Genomic DNA, 17,746 nt, shown 5'->3' with positions numbered 1-17,746 from the left:
CTTTATCCTTATTAGGTTATTTCAGTTCATCCAAAACTCGAAACAATTTTTTGTTAATTCCGCTACCGCTGTAATTGTTAATATTTAACACAACAACATATTTATTTCCTGCTGAATCAGTGTGATAACCAGCAAACGCTGAAACATCATTAATGGTTCCACTTTTAATTTTCATACCATTATATTCTGGCAAACCTTTATAAAAATCTGGAAACCAGTTTTCTTTTTGGATTTGAAACAATACACTAGCCATTGCCAAAGTGGTAATTCTATCACCAGGCGAAAGTCCGCTGCCATCGATAATATTTAATGCAGATTTATCGATGCCTTTAGCAGCCCAGAAATTAATTTCAGTTTCTGCGCCTTTGGCGGTAGTTGGAGCCTTGCCAGATTTTAAAGCAATGGTTTTCAATAAAGTTTCGCCATAAAGATTTATACTTTTCTTTAAAAACCAGTAAGTAATCTCGCTTAGAGTCGGTGAACTGATGGTGCTAATTTTTTGCGTAATTACAGGCATTGTTTGTTTATTCAATTCCAATAACCTAGCAGTTGTAGCTTGTTGAGTGGTTTGAACGCCTAATCTTTTCAGCGTATCTTGTAAACGATAAGCACAATCAAAAGCCGGGTCGGGTAGGGCAACCGAAATACCATTCTTGCCAATTCCCATTCCCCAGCTGCCACGTAAATAAGCAATGCTACTATAAGGTGGAAGAAAAGCGTAACTTCTATCACCAGTGCCAGATGCGCCGGTTTTTAACTCATTCTGAATTTGAATATATGGGGTCTCTGGCACAGTTTTCACCACTTTCACACCATCGGCAGTGCTTGCACCAGGGCGTAATTGAATATCAAATTGATTTTCTCTCCAGGCTAAGCCTGAAGTTCCGGCACCATAATAATTTCCTATATCTTGCCAAACCCAACCTTCAGGGGTAGTTTGGGTTCCAAATATGCTATCATCGCCAATAATTGAGCCTTCTATTTTTTTAATACCAGCAGCTTTTATAGCCGAAACCCATTGGGTTAAAACTGCGTTTTCTTTGTTTTGATAACGCCAAGAACCTAAAGTTGGGTCGCCGCTACCAATAATGATTAAATTTCCTTTTAAAGTTCCATCAGCTGAAATGTTTCCAGAGTAAGCTAATGTGGTTTGAAACTGAAAATCTTTCCCTAAAATGCTAAATGCTGTGGCTGCAGTAATGGTTTTTAAGGTTGATGCTGTGGCCAAACCAATCTGCTCGTTTTTGGCAAATAACACTTTTCCAGTATTAGCATCTAAAACGCAAAGCGAACTTATTGCATGTTTTGCCTGTTCATCCGCCAGTAAATTATTAAAAGCTTTTTCGATATTTTGAATGCGGTTTTGAGCGAAACAGTTAATCGATAAGAAGAGGAATAGAATGCTGATTTTTAAAAACTTCATAGGGCAAAATTAAAGGAAATAAAAAAAGTGATGTGTAACAAACACATCACTTTCATATATATTCAAAACTTAAAGTTTTATTAAATTAAACCAATTCTTTTTGGATTAAATATTCTGCAATTTGAACTGCATTAGTTGCAGCCCCTTTGCGTAAGTTATCAGCAACAATCCAAAGGTTTAAAGCTTTAGGTGCCGATTCATCTCTACGAATACGACCAACAAAAACCTCGTCTTTTTCATGTGCATCTTTTGGCATTGGGTATTTTAAATTCGCTACGTCATCAACAACGATAATACCTGGCGATTTTTCTAAAATACTACGAACCTCAGCTAAATCGAAATCATTTTCAAATTCGATGTTAACCGATTCAGAGTGACCGCCCATTACCGGGATACGAACTGTAGTTGCGGTAACTTTAATGCTGTCATCGCTCATAATTTTGTTCGTTTCTTTAACCATTTTCATTTCTTCTTTCGTATATCCGTTTTCCATAAAAACATCGATATGAGGAAGAACATTTAAATCAATTTCGTAAGGATAAGCTTTTGGGCCATCAATGCCTTTACGCTCGTTCATCAATTGCTCTACGGCTTTAACACCCGTACCAGTAACCGATTGGTAAGTAGAAACCACCACACGTTTAATTTTATATTTATCGTGTAAAGGTTTTAAAACCACTACCATTTGAATAGTAGAACAGTTCGGGTTAGCAATAATTTTATTATCAATAGAAAGCTCATGAGCATTAACCTCAGGAACGATTAACTTAATAGATGGATCCATTCTCCAAGCCGAAGAATTATCGATAACGGTTGTACCTGCTTCTTTGAATCGTGGTGCATGCTCTAATGAAGTATTTCCACCAGCAGAGAACAAAGCGATGTCTGGTCTCATGCCAATTGCAGTATCCATGCTAACGATTGGGAACTTCTTACCCTTAAAAGTAATTTCCTTACCAACGCTCTTTTCTGATGCTACGGGAATTAACTCTGTTAAAGGGAAATTTCTTTCCTCCAATACTTTTAACATTACGGTGCCTACCAAGCCGGTTGCACCTACTACTGCTACTTTCATTTTAAATTTTAATTATTATATTTATTAAACATTTGATATAAGCCCAAATATGAAGAAAATTCTGCTTATATCCCTATTGTTATTTTCTAAAATTGCATTTTCCCAAATTTCAGATTCATTTTCTGAAGGCGATTTCTCTCAAAATCCGCTTTGGAACGGTGATGTAAATTACTTTCAGATTAATACGCTGAAACAATTACAATCGAAAGGGCAACAGCTTGCAAACCAAACAATTTCCTTATCTACAGGGAATCAGTTAGGTTTAAATGCGAGGTGGCAATTTTTGGTGCAGCTAAATTTCGACCCTACAACAACTAATTTTATCAGAATTTACCTAACATCTGATAAGGAAGAATTAAAAGGAAGTTTAAATGGCTATTTTGTTCAAATAGGAGAAACGGGAGCCACAGATGGGTTTCACTTATACAAGCAAAGTGGTACTTCTACAAGCAAAATTATAACAGGGCAACCAAAAGTAAGAGCGAGTGCAAACATCGTATTCGCGAAAATAAAAGTTACCAGAGATGCTTTAGGTAAGTGGGATTTATATACCGATGTTTTGGGTGGAAATAACTTCAATCTGGAAGGAAGCACAGTCGATAATACTTTTACCGCATCAAATTATGCGGGTGTGTTTTGCAAATATGCTACGGCCTCGAGATATAACCAATATTTATTTGATGATTTTGTAATTGATGAACTTGTTCCTGATGTGATTCCTCCTACACTAAAAAGTATTTCTACCATTGATGCTAATACTTTGGAGATTACTTTTTCTGAGGCTTTGAATACAAATTCTGCATTAGCTTTGAACAATTATTTTCTGGAAAATGGATATGGCGAGCCTGTAAATGCTTCTTCAACAGCATTACTAAATGTTTATCGTTTAACTTTTTCTAAAGATTTTATTTCTGGAGATTACGTGCTTAATATTAGTAACGTAATGGATAAGAAAGGTAACGTAATTGCATCTAAAAGTAATTTAGGTTTTACCTACATTAAACCATATTTAGCCAAATACGGCGATGTTGTTATCAACGAAATATTTGCCAATTCGAGAGGAAGCCCAGCTTTACCATCAAAAGAGTTCGTAGAAATTTGGAATACTACAAATGAATATATACTAACTCAAGGCTGGAAATACGCCGACCAAACATCTATTTATACCTTCTTAATCGATACAATTAAGCCAAATCAACATGTAATTCTTGCCACAAAAGCTGATGAGCCATTGTTTAAAACGTATGGCAAAACGATTGGATTATCACCTTGGCCAAGTCTAAATAATGATAAAGATATATTGAGCTTGAGCGATAACACAGGAAAAGTAATTGATAAAGTTACTTATTCAGATAATTGGTATAAAGATGATTTGAAGAGGAAGGGAGGTTTCTCTTTAGAATTAATTGATCCAAAAAATGCTTGCGGTGGAATTCAAAACTGGTCGGCTTCAAATGATATTTCTGGTGGTACGCCTGGGAAACAAAATTCCATTTATCGCTCTCAAATAAGTTCTGAAATTCCAAAATTACTAACGGCAAGTATAATTGATAGCGTTACTGTTCAGGTAGAGTTTTCTAAATCGCTTGATAGCCTGACAGCTGTTCAAATATCTAACTACTTAATTAATAATAGTATTGGAAATCCAAAAACGGTGGTAATTCAATCGCCAAATTTTAATGTGGCAACACTTCAATTTTCAACAGAATTACCGAGAGGAATTGAAAGTCTTTTAACCATAACAAATGTAGCCGATTGTGCAGGAAATGTTGTAAGCCCAAGAGCCAACAGCGCTAAACTATTTGTAGCCAAAAAAATAAATAAGGGAGACATACTTATTTCTGAAGTCTTATTTAACCCGAAGGTTGGTAGTGTAGATTTTGTAGAAATTTATAATAACACCGACCATGTTCTTGATGCAAAGGATTTACAATTAGCTGATATTGATGCAAATGGAAACGCTGCAAGCATTAAAAATTTGTCAGCTAAAAATTTACTAATTCTACCAAAAGCATATTGGGTTATTACAACAAATTCTGCTAACGTTAAGAACAATTATTTCTGTGAAAATTCTGATAATTTTATAGAGATAAGTAGTTTGCCAGCTTATAATAATGATAAAGGCACTACATTACTATTAAGTAATAAAATACCTATTGATAGATTGGATTATTCTGAAAAGATGTACGATCCTTTGCTCCAAAACACTGATGGCATTTCTTTAGAAAGAATATCTTTTTCAAAAAGTACAAATGCAGCAGGAAATTTCAAATCGGCTGCGGCAACCGTTGGCTTTGCAACACCAACCTATAAAAATTCTGTAGAGTCTTCTGGTGAAGAAAATTTTGTTCATTTAAAAACTAAAACATTTTCGCCAGATGGTGATGGTTTTGATGATGTTTTAACTTTAGACTATCAGCTAGGCGAAAATTCTAATTTAGCCACCATTAATATTTATTCTGATAAAGGGATTTTGGTTAAAAAACTATTAAAAAATCAAACCATCGGAACATCAGGAATGATAAGTTGGGATGGCTTAGATGATAATGGGAGGTTAGCAAAGATGGGTATTTATATCGTTTTATTTGATGTTTTCAATTTGAATGGAAATATAAAACATTTTAAAAATACCTGTGTTCTTGCCGGGAAATTGAACTAGTTGATATTTTTTTGTCAATTGAAGAATCTTAGAAAATGCGGTTTATCTGGTTATATAAAAGGCAGATTTTGTTTGAAAAATCTGCCTTTTAAATTCTAAAATTTACTGTTAAATCAAATTTGCTTTAATGTAATCGCAACTTGTTTTTATCGATTCGATAGGAGTAGGATTGTAATTTGTTTCATGCTCTACAAAGAAATGTTTCATTCCAGATAGTTTAGCTTCTGTAAAAATACTTTTAAAATCAATAGAACCTTTTCCAACTTCGGTGTTCCATTCTGGTTTAGCCTTATCCATATCTTTAACATGCCACATTGGGAAACGACCAGGATATTTTTTAAATAAAGCTAATGGGTCATTTCCAGAACGAACTACCCAATATAAATCTAATTCAAAGTTTACCAGATTTTTATCAGTTTCTGTTAAATAAACATCATAACCAGTGGTATCACCTAGCTTTTTAAATTCAAAATCGTGGTTGTGGTACGCGAATTTTAAACCTGATTCTTTTGCAAGCTCGGCAACTTTATTAAAATCGTCAGCAACTTTTTTAAAACCATCTACGCCTTTGTCCATATCTACATGCGCCCCAGCGATGGTAAAATATTTGCCTCCAATAGCGGCCGATGATTCAATGTCTGCTTTCAACTTATCGGTTTTACCAGTTTTGCTAAATTCATCCATACCATAATGGCCACTTGGAGCTTTTAAACCGTTATCTTTCAATAAAGTTTTAAACTCCTTTGGTGTTAATCCCCAGAATTTTCCGTTAGAAAAACCATAAGTTTCAACTTCTTTATATCCAGCTTCTGCAACTTTGGCAATGATACCTTTAACATCGGTAGGCAGTTCTTTACGCAAAGAATACAATTGCAAACCAACATTTTTGGTCACTTTATCAAATGCAAACGATGGAATTATGAGTGCTGCACTTGCAGCTAATCCGGCTTGTTTTATAAATGTTCTTCTAGAGTTCATATTGTGGGTTTTTAAACTAAATCAACTCTTTTTTGATGTATGCACAGCTTGCAGCAACAGACTCGATCGGATTTGGTTTATAATTAGTTTCGTGCTCTACAAAGAAATGCTTCATGCCCGAAAGTTTTGCAGCTGCGAAAATTGATTTGAAATTAATCGAACCTTTTCCAACTTCTGTATTCAATTCCTTTTTCGATTTATCCATGTCCTTTACATGCCACATGGTAAAACGTTCTGGATTTTCTTTGAATAGTTTTATTGGATCTCTTCCAGAGCGAACTACCCAGTATAAATCTAATTCAAAATCGACAAGGCTTTTATCAGTTCCTGTTAATAAGATTTCGTAACCATTTGTATCACCTTGTCTATCAAATTCGAAATTATGATTATGGTAAGCTAATCTTATTCCTGCATCTTTACACATTTGACCGGCTTTATTAATTTTAATAGCCAGCTTTTTGTAATCATCAGCATTTTTTCTGATACCCTGATCTAACCATGGAATAGTAACATATTCACTTCCCAAAACTTTTGCAGCAGCAATTGCTGCTTTTAATTCATCGGTATTGTCATCAACAAGGTAGCTTCCTAAACCATAATGTCCGCTAACAGCTTTTAAACCATTCGCATCTAAAATGCTTTTAAATTCTTGTGGTGTTAATCCCCAAAATTGGTCTTTAATAGAAAAACCATAAGTTTCCACTTCTTTAAAACCTGCTTTCGCAACTTTTTCTATAACGCCTTTTACATCTTTTGGAAGATCATCGCGAAGAGAATACAATTGTAAGCCAACTACTTTTTCATCAGCTGCAAATGCAAAAGATGGAATTAAAAAAGCAGCCGCTGTTGCCATACTGCTATTTATTAAAAATTTTCTTCTTGATAACATAATGTAATTATTAAATGTCGCAGATGGCAATTGCCTTTTTAAGGGAAGCAATCTTATCTGCGTTTTTTGGAATAAATTCTTGAGCAACAAAACCTTTAAAGCCAGTTTCTATTATAGCTTTCATTATTGCAGGATAATATAATTCTTGTGTTTCATCTATTTCATTTCTGCCCGGAACGCCAGCGGTGTGGTAATGCGCAATATATTGATGATTATCTTTTATCGTTCTGATTACATCGCCTTCATCAATTTGCATGTGATAAATATCATAAAGCAATTTAAAGTTTTCAGAGCCTACACGTTTGCAAAGTTCTACACCCCAAGCTGTTTTATCGCATTGGTAATCTTTATGATTAATTTTACTGTTTAAAAGCTCCATAACTAATACAACACCATGCTTTTCTGCTAATGGCATTAATTTTTTCAAACCTTCAGCGCAGTTGTTCCAACCAGTTTCATCGTCTTTACCTCTACGGTTACCGCTAAAACAAATTAAATTTTTATAGCCAGCATCGGCAACTAAAGGAATCATAGCCGAATAGTTTTTAATTAAAGTTTCATGAAACTTTTTATCATTAAAACCATCAACTAAATTAATTTCGGCACCATTACACATGGTTGATTCTAAGCCATGCTTTTTTAGAATTGGCCAATCGCCGGGGCCAACTAAGTCGATTCCTTTTATACCAATTTTTTTCGCTTCTGTGCAAAGCGCATCAACATCTAAAGTACTAAAACACCATCGGCAAACAGAATGATTGATGTTCCCTTTAAGTTTATCTACCGATTTAGGTAATTCTTTTTTATCCATAGCTAATGCAGAAAAACCAGAAGAAACACCAATAGCGGCGGTTCCTGCTATGATGTTTTTTAATGCATTTCTTCTATTTAAGTTCGAAGTCATAATTATGCGATCTTGGTTTCTATTTCAGCTTTAGTTTTATCGTTAAATAAAACAGCAAATAATAAGAATACTACAGCCGCAATTCCTGCCGGGATAATCCAAACCATTTTCCAATTTGTTATGTCACCAGATTTGTACATATCGGTTATTGAGCCTGCTACCATAAAGCCAATAAGCATGCCAACACCGTAAGTTGCAAGTGTTATAATTCCTTGCGCTGCACTTTTAACTTGCTCGCCAGCTTTAGAGTTTGTATAAATCTGACCTGAAACAAAAAAGAAATCGTAACATACACCATGTAGTGCAATTCCGATAATTAACATGAAGCTTAAATTATCTGCATTTCCATATGCAAAAAGAACATATCTAATTGCCCAAGCTAACATACCAACTAAAATGGTTTTCTTAAATCCATATTTAGAAAAGAAAACAGGAATTGCTAACAAAAATAAGGCTTCAGAAACCTGACCAATTGCCATTTTACCCGTTGGATTTGAAACTTTTATATCTGCTAAGAAAAGACCTGCATTTTGATAATAGAATGCCAATGGAATACAGATTAAAATAGACGAAATGAAGAAAATAGCGAAATTTTTATCCTTAAGTAATTTCAAAGCATCTAAACCTAAGATATCTTTAACTTTTATTCCACCTTCTGAAACTTTTGGAGGTGTGGCAGGAAGTGTGAAACTAAATAATCCTAAAATCAATGACACAATTCCAGCCATTAAAAATGTGTTTTTTAATAGACCTGATTGAATTCCTTCTGGAGAATCCCAATGAAAGACAAAGCTTATTAATAAGCCCGCGATAATCCACCCAATTGTTCCAAAAACTCTAATGTTTGCAAATTCTTTTTCAGGATCTTTCATTTGGTTAAATGAAACTGAATTTACTAAAGCTAGCGTTGGCATAAATAAAATCATATAACCTAAAACATATGGATAGAATACACTTACATCGCTTGCGTTATACATCTGATACATTAAAACCGCACCAACAATGTGTAAAACACCTAAAATTCTTTCGGCGTTAAAATATCTATCGGCAATTAAACCGACTATGAAAGGTGCTATAATTGCGCCCCATGACTGAGTTGAGAATACTGCTCCAGTTTCAGAACCTGAAGCTTTTAAGTTGTTCGCCAGGAAAGTTCCAAGAGTTACAAACCATGCTCCCCAGATAAAAAATTCCAGGAACATCATGAAAGAGAGTTTAAAGCGAGTTGTGCTATTCATTAGTTTATTTGGTTAAATATAAGTTTTGCTTGACTAGATATAGAATGTAAGATGTGAAATGTAAGATGCATGATGTAAGAAGTATTTGTAATTCACATTTTACCTCTTACATCATCCATATTTTATAGTTCTTTTATTAAAATGTTTTTGTACCAAACTTCATCGCCATGATCTTGCAAAGCAATTTTTCCGGTTTTAAATGTACCCCAGTCTTTCCAGGTTGCAAACTTACTGCCTGCAATAAGTGTTTTCCAGTTATCATTCCAAAGGGTTGTTTTAACAACGGTAACGCCATTTAAAATTAATGTTAAGTTACCTTTTTTGCTGATAATTTCTGCAGAATTCCATTCTCCAACAGGTTTAACTGGTTCGGATGAACTTTTAATTAAATCGTATAAATCCCCTGCACGGTGTTTTGTTATTTTCCCATCTGGATGGCCGTCGTTGTCAAGAACCTGCATTTCTAATCCAGTCGAATAGGTAGCACTGTATTTTGGTGCCTCGTTAATATAGAAAATAAGGCCACTATTAGCTTTTGGTGCAACTTTCCAATTGTATTTTAAGTGGAAGTCTCCATATTCTTTATCTGTAATTAAATCTCCACCGCCATCTGTTCCTTTTGTAGCCAAATCTAAATGAAGTGCTCCATCCTGGACTTGCCATGCGCTACCAACCGTGGTTTTATTATAGGTATGCCAGCCAGTTGTTGTTTTTCCATCAAATAGGGGCTTGAAACCTTTTTGGGCTTGTGATATTTGAATAACTGCCAATAAAATACAGGCAGAAAGGAGGTATCTTTTCATGTTTTTGAGTTATTGTCATTGCGAGGGAGGAAGCATAGATTGCTTCGTCCCTCGCAATGACAAGTGGTTTTAAAGAGTTAAATTATTCCAGCCTTTACGATATTCTCGTTTTACATACTGATTAGCTTCGTCGAAATTGGTTACTTTCATGTTATCGTTATCCCAAAGCATTTTTGTATATCTGCCAGGATAAGTCACTTTACCATTAACTGTTTTTTGAATATCGAAACTTCTAATTGCAAGATTCGCCATTAACAATGCTTCTGTTAAAGGACCCGCAATTTCGAAAGGAGAACTAACTTCCTGTTTACCATAACCTGCAATTGCAGCATCTACCCATTGAGCGTAATGCCCATCGGCACCGCCTTTAACACGAGCATACTTTTCAGGAACTTTGATGTCTTTATTTCTGCTTAACGGTAATAATTTTGGATTAGCGCTATAGGTTTCGGCCATCATTTTACCTTTTGTGCCTATGAACAAAGTTCCGTTACCGCCATCGCCAAATGTTTCGTTGGCTTCTAATTCCTCAGGGCGTTCTGGTTGAATACCACCATCCATCCAGTGCATGGTTACATCACCTTTAGTTTTATTGGTTTTAGGGAATTTTAAAGTTACATGGCTAGAAGGAGGGCAACTCTCTGGGAAATAGCCGCGTTTAAACTCATCAACGTAAACGGAGCCAACACTTGCTTCTACTTCTTTAGCATACTTTAGATTTAGTACGCTAAAAGGCGCTTCGATTAAGTGGCAGCCCATATCGCCTAATGCACCTGTTCCATAATCCCACCATCCACGCCAGTTAAAAGGAACTAATTTATCCACAAAGTCTTTTTCTGGAGCTGTGCCTAACCACAAATTCCAATCTAATTCTTTTGGAATTTCGGCTTTAGTTGTTGGCCAGGGAATACCTTGAGGCCAAACCGGACGATTAGTCCAGGCATAAACCGTATGTACATCGCCAATCAAACCCGCTTCATACCATTCTTTCATTTGGCGGGCTCCATCATTTGAGGCACCCTGATTACCCATTTGAGTTACAACCTTATATTTTTTTGCAGCCTGAGTTAAAATTCTGGCTTCATAAATATCGTGTGTTAATGGTTTTTGAACATAAACATGCTTACCTAATTGCATTGCTGCTAATGTTTGAATGGCATGATTATGATCGGGAGTTGAAACAGAAACGGCATCGAAATTTTTATGTTCCTTATCTAGCATTTCTCTCCAATCCTTATAATATTTAGCTTTTGGGAAAGCTTTAACGCTATTTGCTGCTCTGCGATCATCAACATCACAAAGGAAAGCAATATCTGCTTTGCCACTTTTTGCGAACATGGCAATATCACTTTGACCTTTACCACCTACACCAATACTAGCAACAAGCAAACGATCGCTTGGTGCTAAAAATCCTTTTCCACCAAGTACATGGCGAGGAACTATCATAAATGCAGCGGCAGCGATGGCACTGGTTTTAATAAAATCACGGCGGTTACTCGTGTTTTTATTTTCTTGCTCTGTTTTCATTATTCAATAGGGTTTAAATCTGATTTTAATCTATTTTTTCAATGATAAAATATACTTTGCCATCAACTTAGCATCTTCTTTTTTCAAAGTGGCATGAGCTGTCATTGGCATCGTACCCCAAACGCCAGTACCACCTTTAATAATTTTATCAGCTAAATAATTAACGTTTTTTTCGTTGTTAGGGTATTTTTTAGCAACTTCTATATAAGCTGGGCCAATAATTTTATTGGTTTTATTGTGGCAACCTAAACAATCTGATTTGTTAATTAGCTTTTCACCTGCAGACATTTGAAAAAATGCATGGTTACTTGGTGTAGTAGTTGCGGCAACTGCTTTCTCTTTCTCTAAATCGGCTTTAGAAAAGGACGCCATAAAAATGACTACAGCGCCTAAAATTAAAAATGTTTTTTTCATGAGTGTGTGTGTTTTGTTATTGTATTATAAACCTAAAATTTTCTTGTTAAATGCGGCATCGCTTCCCGATGCGGCAAAATCATCAAATGCTTTATCTGTAACATTGATAATGTTTTTCTTAATAAATTCTGCACCTTCTTGTGCTCCATCTTGCTGGTTTTTAATGCAGCATTCCCATTCCATAACTGCCCAACCTTTAAAGTCGTATTGAGCTAATTTACTAAAAATGGTTTTAAAATCAACCTGTCCATCGCCTGGCGAACGATACCGCCCTGCACGGTTTGCCCAACTTTGATAGCCACCAAAAGTACCTTGCTTACCTGTCGGATTAAATTCAGCATCTTTAACATGAAAAGCTTTTATTCTTTCATGATATATATCGATGTATTGAATATAATCCAGCTGTTGTAATACAAAGTGTGATGGATCATACAATAAGCATGCCCGAGGATGATTATTTACCGCTGCTAAGAACATTTCGTATGTTTCGCCATCAAATAAATCTTCTCCTGGATGAATTTCATAGCAAACATCAACCCCAGAATTATCAAATTCATTTAAAATTGGTGTCCAACGTTTTGCAAGTTCAGCAAAACCTTCCTCAACTAATCCTGCTGGGCGTTGCGGCCATGGATGAAAGTATTGCCAAAGTAATGAACCACTAAAAGTGGCGTGTGCATTTAAGCCTAAATTTTGAGATGCTTTAGCCGCATATTTCATTTGCTGAATTGCCCATTCTGTTCTTGCTTTCGGGTTTTTGTGGACTTCTTTTGGTGCAAAGGCATCAAATAAATCATCGTAAGCAGGATGCACAGCTACCAACTGGCCTTGCAAGTGGGTAGAAAGTTCTGTAATTTCTAATCCGTATGATGCGATTTTACCTTTTAGTTCATCAGCATAGGTTTTACTTTCTGCAGCTTTTTGTAAGTCAATAAAACGGCTATCAAGAGTTGGCATTTGAATACCCTTAAAGCCTAAACCTTTTGCCCACTGGCAAATGCTATCTAAAGAATTAAATGGTGCTTCATCACTAATAAACTGTGCTAAAAATACTGCTGGTCCTTTTATCGTTGTCATTGTTGATTAAATTTTATAGTCCCACCATTTTTTATCAGAATTACTGGAATTTACAACATTCTCAATAAATGCCATTCCTCTAATTCCATCTTCAGCATTTGGAAAATCGAGCATTTCTGCTGTTGGCTTTTGATTATTTAACTTAGCATCAACTGTTAATGCGAAATTTTTATAAATATTTGCGAAAGCTTCTAAATAGCCTTCCGGATGGCCGCCTGGTGTACGTGTGTTATGTTTTGCAAAGCTACCCATGTAACCATTTCCGGTTCTGTAAATTTGCGCAGGTTGGTTACTCCACTTAACTATTAAAGTATTTGGTTCCATTTGATGCCACTCCATACCACCTTTTTCGCCATAAATTTTAATTTTCAAGGCATTTTCTTCACCTGCAGCGATTTGGGACGCAATTAGAACGCCATTTGAGCCATTATCAAATTTAAGTAGAACGTTTCCGTCATCGTCAATTGCTCTTCCAGGAACAACAATATTTAAATCAGCACAAATTTTTTCGATTTTTAATCCAGAAATATATTCAGCAAGATGAGCGGCGTGAGTACCAATATCACCCATGCTTCCACTTTTGCCAGTTTTAGCTGGATCTGTACGCCAAGCTGCCTGAGCATTTCCTTCTCTTTCAGAAAGCGTGCTTAACCAACCTTGCGGATATTCTACAATTATTTTTCTTATTGCACCCAAAGCACCTTCGCTAACCATTTGCTTAGCTTGTTTAACCATTGGATAGCCTGAGTAAGTGTGCGTTAAACAAAGTGTTAAGCCAGTTTCTTCTACTTTAGCTTTAAGCTGTTTAGCTTCTTCTAAAGTTAAAGTCATTGGTTTTTCAATAACCACATTAAAGCCAAGCTCTAAAGCCAACATTGCAGGGGCAAAGTGAGCAAAATTTGGAGTCACAATTGTTACAAAATCTATTCTTTCCTCAGCAGGTAATTTGCTTTCTGCATTTAACATTTCTTCGTAACTTTTGTAGATTCTGTTATCAGGTAGGAAAAGTATTTTGCCAGATTCGTAACCAACTTCTGGATTTACACTTAAAGCGCCCGCGGTTAGTTCTATTAAACCATCCATGTTTGCTGCAAGGCGATGTACGGCGCCGATAAAGGCGTCTTTGCCGCCACCTATCATGCCCATTCTTAATTTTCTTTGCATATCGATTTGAGGATATATACCAAAAGGTTTAAGGCAAAAGGTTATACCTTTTTGCCTTAAACCTTTCAGCTTAACCTTTATTAAATATTGTTTTTCTTTAATTCTTTAACGGCATAATCAGCCGCACGGGCGGTTAAAGCCATAAATGTTAAGGATGGATTTTGACATGCGATAGAAGGCATACATGCACCATCGGTTACGAATACATTATTAACTTCGTGCATTTGGTTCCATTTGTTTAAAACAGAAGTTTTAGGGTCTTTACCCATTCTTGCCGTTCCTTGTTCGTGGATAGCCATACCTGGATAGCAGCCGCCATCGTAAGTCTTAACATTTTTCATTCCTGCTGCCTCTAACATTTCAGCTGCATCATTCATCATGTCAATGCGCATTTTCTTCTCGTTTTCTTTGTACTCGCAATCAATTGCTAATACAGGCTGTCCCCATTTATCTTTTTTAGTTTTATCGATGTAAACTCTGTTCTCGTAATAAGGTAACATTTCTCCGAAACCGCCTAAGCCCATGCTCCATTTACCCGGTTTAGTCATTTTTTCTTTCAAGCCAGAACCGAAAGATAATTCGGCAACATCACTTTGCCAGTTTGCTCTACTTGCACCACCCTGGTAACCGAAACCACGTAAATAATCGCGTTTATCGTTCCCAACATTTTGATATCTAGGTACATAGATTCCATTTGCACGGCGGCCATAAGTGTATTTATCGTCAAAACCTTCGGCTTCTCCCGATGCACCACAGCGGAAGTGATGATCCATTAAGTTATGACCTAACTGTCCGCTTCCATTACCTAATCCGTTAGGATGAGCTTCTGAAGTTGAGTTTAATAAAATGAATGTTGAACCTAGAGTAGAACCATTTACGAAAACAATTTTTGCATAGAATTCCATGGTTTTGTTAGTTTCAGCATCAATAACCATTACACCTTTAGCTTTCTTAGTTTCTTTATCGTAAATAATATGATTTACAATAGAGTATGGTCTAACGGTTAAACGTTTAGTTGCCATAGCAGCAGGTAAGGTAGAAGATTGTGTACTGAAATAAGCACCAAATGGACAACCACGACTACATAAATTTCGGTATTGGCAATTGCCTCTGCCTTTGTGAGGCACTGTTAGATTGGCCACACGACCAATCATCATAATACGCTCTCTTTTATAACGCTCTTCGATACGGGCTTTAACCGATTTTTCAACAATGTTTAAATCCATTGGTGGAAGGAACTCACCATCTGGGCATAAATCCCAATTTTCTTTGGAACCACTAATACCAGCAAATTTTTCGGCATAATCGTACCATGGCGAAAGTTCTGCGTAACGAATTGGCCAATCCGTTCCGTGCCCATCTTTCTTATTATCTTCAAAGTTGTGATCACTAAAACGGTAACTCTGGCGACCCCACATTAACGATTTACCGCCAACATGAAAACCTCTGTACCAATCAAAACGTTTATCTTCTGTATATGGGCACTCTAAATCGTTTACCCACCATTTCTCATTTGCTTCCTGGTAAGGATAATCTCTTTTTTGAACAGGGTGTGTACGTTTTTGTTCTTCTGTTAATTTACCGGCATGTTTAAAATCCCATGGATTTTTCATGGCAGTTTCGTAACCTGTAATATGCTCGATATTCATTCCTCTTTCGAGCATAAGAACGCGTAAACCTTTTTCTGTTAATTCTTTTGCAGCCCAGCCGCCACTAATTCCCGATCCTATAACAATAGCATCGTAAGTATTTTCTGCTTTTAAATTTGTATTTAAATTCATGATGATTTGTAGTTGAGATTAGAAATTAGGTTGCCCACGATTTTTGGCCTGGTTTTAAAGGCGCATTGCCGTCATATCTTCCTGGGATAAGAACATATTCACGGGCTTTGGTACAGCCAATTTCCGAAGAGTAATAGCCTAGTAAAGTTAAGTCTCTTGCTGTGATGAAGAAGTAAACCAAATCCTTATTTTCTTCAGATTTAGATTCTTTTTGTGCTAAAGACATGGCTCGTAAATCGACCATTAGCTTCGTTCTTTCCGGAACAGTTAGGGTTACAAAACTTTTTTTGAAATCTGCCATCGATTTAGCCTGAAGATCTTTAAAGCCTTTAGCAAATGAGGTTTGCATTTCTTTAGGGTAGCAATCTTGCATCATCATTGGGATGAACTTACCTAAACCTGCAGCTTTTGCGCCAGCAGATGATTTGGTTGTCGGGACAATAATATCAGCAAATTCAGCAAAAATCTTCTCATCCTGCAGAGAGAATGATACAAAGTTTTTTTCGTTTTCTGGGAGCGTAAAACTTTCAAATAAAACGCCCATTGTACTTGCCGAGATTGCTCCCCCCAGCAAGAATGCAACGTTTTTAAGTGCTTCTCTTCTATGCATCGTTGTTGTGTATTTTATATATTTTGGTTACAATATATTGAATTAGTAATATTAGAAAAAATATGGCGTAATTATTAAATCAACTGTGTATAAATAACACTATGCAATGCGATTGTTACTCTATGGAATAATTCTAAATAATAATCTTAAATGTTGATTTAAAGATTGATAAAGCACTTTTTATCAATTAATTAACTCAAAAACTAATCGGGTATTTTTGCTGATAAGTTTTAAATTTATATTTGAACTTTGGCTTTGTTTAGCGTCATGAAATGAATTTATATTAGGTTAGATTTTATATAGTTATAACTCTCTGTAATACTTTGATAAACGTCTTTTTTAACTAAATCTTGTTCTGCAAAAATATAATCTAATCCTGCTGTTTTCGAAGCGCTAAAAATGCTTTTAAAATCTATCTGCCCAGAACCAACTTCGGCAAATACTGCTTTATCTGTTTTATCCATATCTTTAACATGGAACATTCTATATCTGCCAGGATTTTTCTTAAACATCTCTACAGGATTCAAACCAGCATTTACTGCCCAAAAAATATCAAGTTCAAAACTAACAAGTTTTGCATCGGTTTCATTTAAAAGGATATTATAGCCAGTTGCACCATTTCCTTGATCTTTGTATTCAAAGTTATGGTTATGATAAGCCAGTTTTAAACCAGATTTTTTGCAAAGTTCTGCTGCCTGATTAAACAAGCCTGCCATCCGTTTATAATCATCTAAAGTGCCATTGGCTCTAACATCGTTTGGCAAAGCCGGAATAACAAAATATTTCTGTCCTACGCTTGCGGCCGTTTCAATATGCGATTTTAAAACAACATCGCCTTTACCCGACAAGAAATCGGTAACGTTATAATGTCCGCTTGGCGATATTAGATTATTGTTTTTCAATAGTGCATAAAAATCTTTAGCCTCTAAGCCCCAAAATCCTTTTACTTCATATTTGCCGGGATAGCCATAATAAGTTTCAACCTGATTATAACCTATGCTTGCAACCTTTTGAATTGTTGCATTAACATCGGCAGCTAATTGATCTCTCAATGTAAACAAACCTATTCCAATTTTAGAAATTTTTGCTGATTTGGCTAAAGCAGATGAAATAAATGATGGACTTAAATAAGCCGCCGCCGCCGCTAATCCAGCTTTTTGTAGAAATGCTCTTCTGTTTGTCATAATGAATTAAATTAGAAAGC

Annotated in this window: 15 protein-coding genes; 1 reads left to right on the top strand and 14 read right to left on the bottom strand. The window is 35.8% G+C overall.

Annotated elements, in window-relative coordinates; all coding sequences use genetic code 11:
* Positions 1-16 precede the first annotated feature (16 nt).
* On the bottom strand, positions 17-1,423 hold the full coding sequence (dacB, locus tag ACFOUY_RS19815) for a D-alanyl-D-alanine carboxypeptidase/D-alanyl-D-alanine endopeptidase (RefSeq protein WP_378963014.1): 1,407 nt from the start codon (positions 1,421-1,423) through the stop codon (positions 17-19).
* Between the two features lie 85 nt (positions 1,424-1,508).
* Positions 1,509-2,498 (bottom strand): aspartate-semialdehyde dehydrogenase, encoded by a 990-nt coding sequence (locus tag ACFOUY_RS19810; RefSeq protein WP_378963013.1) that lies wholly within the window; start codon positions 2,496-2,498, stop codon positions 1,509-1,511.
* 49 nt (positions 2,499-2,547) lie between these two features.
* Here ACFOUY_RS19810 and ACFOUY_RS19805 point away from each other — a divergent pair, with 49 nt between their 5' ends.
* Positions 2,548-5,157, top strand: coding sequence for a lamin tail domain-containing protein (locus ACFOUY_RS19805; RefSeq protein WP_378963012.1), 2,610 nt, complete (start codon positions 2,548-2,550; stop codon positions 5,155-5,157).
* Positions 5,158-5,265: 108 nt separating this feature from the next.
* On the opposite strand, the gene ACFOUY_RS19800 is transcribed toward ACFOUY_RS19805, so the two are convergent.
* The 12 genes from ACFOUY_RS19800 to ACFOUY_RS19745 form a co-directional block, all read right to left on the bottom strand.
* On the bottom strand, positions 5,266-6,135 hold the full coding sequence (locus tag ACFOUY_RS19800) for a sugar phosphate isomerase/epimerase family protein (protein ID WP_378963011.1): 870 nt from the start codon (positions 6,133-6,135) through the stop codon (positions 5,266-5,268).
* A gap of 16 nt (positions 6,136-6,151) precedes the next feature.
* Positions 6,152-6,988, bottom strand: a complete 837-nt coding sequence (locus ACFOUY_RS19795) for a sugar phosphate isomerase/epimerase family protein (RefSeq protein ID WP_378963010.1) — start codon at positions 6,986-6,988, stop codon at positions 6,152-6,154.
* A gap of 46 nt (positions 6,989-7,034) precedes the next feature.
* Positions 7,035-7,928 carry a hydroxypyruvate isomerase family protein gene (locus ACFOUY_RS19790; protein ID WP_378963009.1) on the bottom strand — a complete coding sequence of 298 codons (894 nt, stop codon included), beginning with the start codon at positions 7,926-7,928 and terminating at the stop codon, positions 7,035-7,037.
* 2 nt (positions 7,929-7,930) lie between these two features.
* On the bottom strand, positions 7,931-9,166 hold the full coding sequence (locus tag ACFOUY_RS19785) for a nucleoside permease (RefSeq protein ID WP_378963008.1): 1,236 nt from the start codon (positions 9,164-9,166) through the stop codon (positions 7,931-7,933).
* Between the two features lie 122 nt (positions 9,167-9,288).
* Positions 9,289-9,969 (bottom strand): 3-keto-disaccharide hydrolase, encoded by a 681-nt coding sequence (locus ACFOUY_RS19780; protein WP_378963007.1) that lies wholly within the window; start codon positions 9,967-9,969, stop codon positions 9,289-9,291.
* 69 nt (positions 9,970-10,038) lie between these two features.
* A complete protein-coding gene (locus ACFOUY_RS19775; RefSeq protein WP_378963006.1) occupies positions 10,039-11,496 on the bottom strand; it encodes a Gfo/Idh/MocA family protein in 1,458 nt (485 codons plus the stop codon).
* Between the two features lie 30 nt (positions 11,497-11,526).
* Positions 11,527-11,910 (bottom strand): c-type cytochrome, encoded by a 384-nt coding sequence (locus ACFOUY_RS19770; RefSeq protein WP_378963005.1) that lies wholly within the window; start codon positions 11,908-11,910, stop codon positions 11,527-11,529.
* A gap of 24 nt (positions 11,911-11,934) precedes the next feature.
* The gene (locus tag ACFOUY_RS19765; protein WP_378963004.1) at positions 11,935-12,987 is read right to left on the bottom strand and encodes a sugar phosphate isomerase/epimerase family protein; all 1,053 of its coding nucleotides are present in this window, start codon (positions 12,985-12,987) and stop codon (positions 11,935-11,937) included.
* A gap of 6 nt (positions 12,988-12,993) precedes the next feature.
* Complete coding sequence (locus ACFOUY_RS19760) at positions 12,994-14,151, bottom strand: Gfo/Idh/MocA family protein (protein WP_378963003.1); 1,158 nt, start codon at positions 14,149-14,151, stop codon at positions 12,994-12,996.
* 80 nt (positions 14,152-14,231) lie between these two features.
* Positions 14,232-15,932 carry a GMC oxidoreductase gene (locus ACFOUY_RS19755; protein WP_378963001.1) on the bottom strand — a complete coding sequence of 567 codons (1,701 nt, stop codon included), beginning with the start codon at positions 15,930-15,932 and terminating at the stop codon, positions 14,232-14,234.
* A gap of 25 nt (positions 15,933-15,957) precedes the next feature.
* A complete protein-coding gene (locus tag ACFOUY_RS19750) occupies positions 15,958-16,542 on the bottom strand; it encodes a gluconate 2-dehydrogenase subunit 3 family protein (RefSeq protein WP_378963000.1) in 585 nt (194 codons plus the stop codon).
* Between the two features lie 278 nt (positions 16,543-16,820).
* Positions 16,821-17,726, bottom strand: coding sequence for a sugar phosphate isomerase/epimerase family protein (locus tag ACFOUY_RS19745; protein ID WP_378962999.1), 906 nt, complete (start codon positions 17,724-17,726; stop codon positions 16,821-16,823).
* Positions 17,727-17,746 lie beyond the last annotated feature (20 nt).

The sequence above is a fragment of the Pedobacter jamesrossensis genome, from assembly GCF_042650905.1.
Classification (GTDB): domain Bacteria; phylum Bacteroidota; class Bacteroidia; order Sphingobacteriales; family Sphingobacteriaceae; genus Pedobacter; species Pedobacter jamesrossensis.
Note: the sequence above shows the minus strand (reverse complement) of the source record. Positions and strands in the feature narration are given on the sequence as shown.

Excerpts from the sequence above, each read along its gene's own strand:
- dacB (WP_378963014.1), bottom strand. The coding sequence starts at position 1,423 with ATGAAGTTTTTAAAAATCAGCATTCTATTCCTCTTCTTATCGATTAAC.
- ACFOUY_RS19810 (WP_378963013.1), bottom strand. The coding sequence starts at position 2,498 with ATGAAAGTAGCAGTAGTAGGTGCAACCGGCTTGGTAGGCACCGTAATG.
- ACFOUY_RS19805 (WP_378963012.1), top strand. The coding sequence starts at position 2,548 with ATGAAGAAAATTCTGCTTATATCCCTATTGTTATTTTCTAAAATTGCA.
- ACFOUY_RS19800 (WP_378963011.1), bottom strand. The coding sequence starts at position 6,135 with ATGAACTCTAGAAGAACATTTATAAAACAAGCCGGATTAGCTGCAAGT.
- ACFOUY_RS19795 (WP_378963010.1), bottom strand. The coding sequence starts at position 6,988 with ATGGCAACAGCGGCTGCTTTTTTAATTCCATCTTTTGCATTTGCAGCT.
- ACFOUY_RS19790 (WP_378963009.1), bottom strand. The coding sequence starts at position 7,928 with ATGACTTCGAACTTAAATAGAAGAAATGCATTAAAAAACATCATAGCA.
- ACFOUY_RS19785 (WP_378963008.1), bottom strand. The coding sequence starts at position 9,166 with ATGAATAGCACAACTCGCTTTAAACTCTCTTTCATGATGTTCCTGGAA.
- ACFOUY_RS19780 (WP_378963007.1), bottom strand. The coding sequence starts at position 9,969 with ATGAAAAGATACCTCCTTTCTGCCTGTATTTTATTGGCAGTTATTCAA.
- ACFOUY_RS19775 (WP_378963006.1), bottom strand. The coding sequence starts at position 11,496 with ATGAAAACAGAGCAAGAAAATAAAAACACGAGTAACCGCCGTGATTTT.
- ACFOUY_RS19770 (WP_378963005.1), bottom strand. The coding sequence starts at position 11,910 with ATGAAAAAAACATTTTTAATTTTAGGCGCTGTAGTCATTTTTATGGCG.
- ACFOUY_RS19765 (WP_378963004.1), bottom strand. The coding sequence starts at position 12,987 with ATGACAACGATAAAAGGACCAGCAGTATTTTTAGCACAGTTTATTAGT.
- ACFOUY_RS19760 (WP_378963003.1), bottom strand. The coding sequence starts at position 14,151 with ATGCAAAGAAAATTAAGAATGGGCATGATAGGTGGCGGCAAAGACGCC.
- ACFOUY_RS19755 (WP_378963001.1), bottom strand. The coding sequence starts at position 15,932 with ATGAATTTAAATACAAATTTAAAAGCAGAAAATACTTACGATGCTATT.
- ACFOUY_RS19750 (WP_378963000.1), bottom strand. The coding sequence starts at position 16,542 with ATGCATAGAAGAGAAGCACTTAAAAACGTTGCATTCTTGCTGGGGGGA.
- ACFOUY_RS19745 (WP_378962999.1), bottom strand. The coding sequence starts at position 17,726 with ATGACAAACAGAAGAGCATTTCTACAAAAAGCTGGATTAGCGGCGGCG.